We start from the raw sequence: 3,391 nt of genomic DNA, 5'->3' as shown, positions 1-3,391 counted from the left end.
AAGCAGAGCTGTTGGTCGAGCCGCGGAACGTGAAACGTCCCGGTGGCCTCCGCCGGGACGTCCCTGGTGCTCTTTGTCGTCTTTTCCGTCATGCCGCCTTTACCGAAAGCGCTACGTCGACATTGCCCCTGATGGCGTTGGAATAGGGGCAGATCTTGTGCGCCTCCGATACAAGCGCTTCCGCCGCCGCCTGATCAAGGCCTTTCGTTTCCGCCGCGAGCGCGACACCGAGCTTAAAGCCTTCGCCATCGGGAAGCAGGCTGACGGTGGAGGTTACCCCGGCATCCGTCAGCGACAGCTTCTGTTTGCGCGCGACAAAGCGGATGGCGCTTTCGAAGCAGGCGGCATAGCCGATAGCGAACAGTTGCTCGGGATTGGTGGCGCCCCCCGGCCCGCCGAGTTCTTTGGGCATTGCCAGATCGACCTTGAGCAGACCGTCGCTGGTCTCGCCATGGCCGGCGCGGCCGCCGGTGACGTGAGCCTGTGTGGTGTAGAGTGCCATATCAAATCTCCAATTACTTTGTGCGCGATTATTTAGTTCACAAAGTAATGCGCCGTCAACAGCCGGATCCTGTGTCTGGCGCTGAAAGCGTTCACAGTCTGGTGAAACGAAAAAAGGCGGCCGAAGCCGCCTTTTTGAATGGGATTTCCGAAAACCTTATTCGGCAGGGGTCGCTTCTGCGGCGGCCTTGGCTGCTGCTTCGGCCTCGGCGGCGGCCTTCTTCTCGGCGGCGTCCTGGGCGGCCTTCTCGACGGCCAGGGCCTCGGCTGCTGCCACCTTCTCGGCTTCGATACGGGCCTTCTCGGCGTTCAGCGCATCGCGCTCCTCATCGTTCAGCTTGCGGGCGCGCACGCCGGTGTTTTCAGAAATACGGGCCGATTTGCCGCGACGATCGCGCAGGTAGTAGAGCTTGGCGCGACGCACCTTGCCGCGGCGAACGATCTCGACGCCTTCAACCATCGGCGAGTAGACCGGGAACACGCGCTCGACACCTTCGCCGTAGGAAATCTTGCGAACCGTGAAGTTCTCCTGGAAGCCGGCGCCGGCGCGGGCGATGACGACGCCCTCATAGGCCTGGACGCGGGTGCGGGTGCCTTCGGTCACGCGGACCTGGACGCGCACGGTGTCGCCGGGCTGGAATTCGGGAAGCTTGCGCTTGGCTTCGATCTTGGCGGCCTGTTCGGCCTCGAGCTGACGGAGAATATCCATCTCAAAAGTCCACTTCTTGTTCTTCCGACAGTCAGAGCGTCCGACACTCGCCTTGCAGTTCCATTGACCGCTTGGCTATGCCTTTTGTCTCCAAGACATTTGTCTTTGAAACATCAGGCAGGGGCGACTACACCGTCATTGTTGACGGGTCCGGCAGATTCTTTCTGGCCGGTACGGGCGGGCACATACAGCTATTTCGCCGCTTTGTCACGCCTTGGGCGCGCATTTTCTGCTCGCATGGCACCATCGTAATCCTGCCGTGCCGGGTTGCGCCGGTCGTTCAGGCTTTCTAAAGCCTGAAATAACACAGTTTTGAGCGGCCGCAATTCATGTCTGTCTTCGATGCCATCGTGCTGTTTCTAGCGGGCTTTCTGTCAGGCGCCGCCAATGCGGTCGCCGGTGGCGGCACCTTCATCACCTTCGGCGCCATGACGTTGGTCGGCCTGCCGCCGATCGTTGCCAACGCCACCTCCTCGGTGACGCAATTTCCAGGCTACATCACCTCGACCCTCGCCTACTCGGCCGATATCAGGCACTTCTGGCGCGGCGCGCTGCTGCTGTGCCTGATCTCGGCCGTGGGCGCACTGGCCGGCGCTCTGATCCTTTTGGCGCTCGACAATCCCTCGTTTCGCGCTCTGGTGCCGTGGCTGCTGCTAGCCGCGACGGCCCTGTTCGCCGCCGGCCCCTGGCTGAAACCAGTGCCAAAGCCCGGCCATGAAGCGGCGGTGGGCTCGCTGGCCGGCTCGCTCGCGCAGTTTCTCACCGCCATCTATGGGGGCTTCTTCGGCGCCGGCATGGGCGTGATGATGCTGGCGACGCTCGGCCTCACCCAGGCCGGCGACTATCACCGGCTGAACGCGTTGAAGAACATGCTGGCCATGGTCATCGCCGCTGTCGCGATCGTCGTCTTCGTCTCGGGCGGCGTCGTCGCCTGGCCGCAGGCGATCATCATGATCCCGGGCGGCGCGCTCGGCGGCTATGCCGGCGTCTGGATCGCCAAGCGGGTGCCGCAAAACGCCGTGCGCGGCTTCGTCGTCGCCGTCGGCCTGTTTTTGGCCTTCTATTATTTTGCCAAGGGCTGAGCAGCGGCAAGCAGGTCCGGACGCCTCTCGGCTGTCAGTCTTTCTGACTCCGCCCGCCGCCAGGCGGCGATCTTCTTGTGATTGCCGGAAATCAGGACCTCGGGAATGTCACGGCCTTCGAACTCCTGCGGCCGCGTATAGTGCGGATGTTCGAGCAGGCCGTTTTCAAAACTCTCTTCCTCGCCCGACATCGCGTTGCCCATGACCCCGGGCAGCAGCCGCACCACCGCGTCGAGCAGCACAAGGGCGGCCGGCTCACCACCCGAGAGAATGAAATCGCCGATCGAGACTTCCTCCAATCCCCGCGCGTCGATCACCCGCTGGTCGACGCCTTCGAAGCGGCCGCACAGGATGACGGCGCCCGGCCCAGCGGCCAGCTCGCGCACACGCGCCTGGGTCAGCGGCTTGCCGCGCGGGCTCATCAGCAGCCGGGGCCGCGCATCGCCTTCCGGCGAAGCATGGTCGATGGCTTTCGCCAGCACGTCGGCGCGCATCACCATGCCGGCGCCGCCGCCGGCGGGCGTGTCGTCGACGGTGCGATGGCGGTCGGTGGCGAAGTCGCGGATCTGGATCGTCTCCAGCGACCACGTCCCGGCCTCGAGCGCCCGGCCGGCCAACGACAGGCCGAGCGCGCCGGGAAACATCTCGGGGTAAAGCGTCAGCACCGAAGCGGAAAAACTCACCGGTTGCCCCCGGCATCGCTCGGTCCGCGCGGCCTGCCCTTCGGATCGAAGTCTTCCTCACGCGGACCACCGCCATCCTCGTCATCGACCAGCCCGGCTGCCGCCGGATCGACACGAACAAAACCCTCGGCGATCGACACTTGCGGTACGGCAGCCTGTGTGAACGGGATCAGCACGCCCTTGCGCCCGCCCAGCGTCACGTCGAGAATGTCGCCGCCGCCGAAATTGTGCACCGCGACCACCTTGCCAAGCACGGCACCCGTGTCGTCGCGGACTTCGAGGCCGACGAGGTCGGCATGGTAGAATTCGTCTTCCTCGCCATCGTCCGGCAGCATCGAACGGTCGACGAACAGCTCCGTGCCGGCCAGCGCCTCGGCCGCATTGCGGTCGGCAATGCCCTTGAAACGGACCACGAC

General features: G+C 64.3%; 5 protein-coding genes. 1 reads left to right on the top strand and 4 read right to left on the bottom strand.

The annotated features are described in order from the left end of the window. Window positions 1-88: 88 nt before the first annotated feature. Together EN879_RS28900 and rplS are read right to left on the bottom strand one after the other, a co-directional pair. Window positions 89-502 carry an organic hydroperoxide resistance protein gene (locus EN879_RS28900; protein WP_013528862.1) on the bottom strand — a complete coding sequence of 138 codons (414 nt, stop codon included), beginning with the start codon at window positions 500-502 and terminating at the stop codon, window positions 89-91. 156 nt (window positions 503-658) lie between these two features. Then, window positions 659-1,210: a 50S ribosomal protein L19 gene (rplS, locus tag EN879_RS28895; RefSeq protein ID WP_013528861.1), complete on the bottom strand. Its 552-nt coding sequence runs from the start codon at window positions 1,208-1,210 to the stop codon at window positions 659-661. A 329-nt stretch (window positions 1,211-1,539) separates the two neighbouring features. Here rplS and EN879_RS28885 point away from each other — a divergent pair, with 329 nt between their 5' ends. Beyond that, a complete protein-coding gene (locus tag EN879_RS28885) occupies window positions 1,540-2,292 on the top strand; it encodes a sulfite exporter TauE/SafE family protein (RefSeq protein WP_063169535.1) in 753 nt (250 codons plus the stop codon). Here the strand turns inward: EN879_RS28885 and trmD are convergent. Next, window positions 2,274-2,975, bottom strand: a complete 702-nt coding sequence (trmD, locus tag EN879_RS28880) for a tRNA (guanosine(37)-N1)-methyltransferase TrmD (protein WP_013528859.1) — start codon at window positions 2,973-2,975, stop codon at window positions 2,274-2,276. The genes EN879_RS28885 and trmD overlap by 19 nt on opposite strands. Further along, window positions 2,972-3,391: ribosome maturation factor RimM (gene rimM / locus EN879_RS28875; protein ID WP_127274410.1), on the bottom strand; the 420-nt coding region annotated here is incomplete at its 5' end. The genes trmD and rimM, both read right to left, overlap by 4 nt.

The sequence above is a fragment of the Mesorhizobium sp. M7A.F.Ca.AU.002.02.1.1 genome (genome assembly GCF_003998535.1).
Taxonomy (GTDB): domain Bacteria; phylum Pseudomonadota; class Alphaproteobacteria; order Rhizobiales; family Rhizobiaceae; genus Mesorhizobium; species Mesorhizobium ciceri.
This window is presented reverse-complemented; position numbering and strand designations above follow the sequence as displayed.

Excerpts from the sequence above, each read along its gene's own strand:
- EN879_RS28900 (WP_013528862.1), bottom strand. The coding sequence starts at position 502 with ATGGCACTCTACACCACACAGGCTCACGTCACCGGCGGCCGCGCCGGC.
- EN879_RS28885 (WP_063169535.1), top strand. The coding sequence starts at position 1,540 with ATGTCTGTCTTCGATGCCATCGTGCTGTTTCTAGCGGGCTTTCTGTCA.
- rplS (WP_013528861.1), bottom strand. The coding sequence starts at position 1,210 with ATGGATATTCTCCGTCAGCTCGAGGCCGAACAGGCCGCCAAGATCGAA.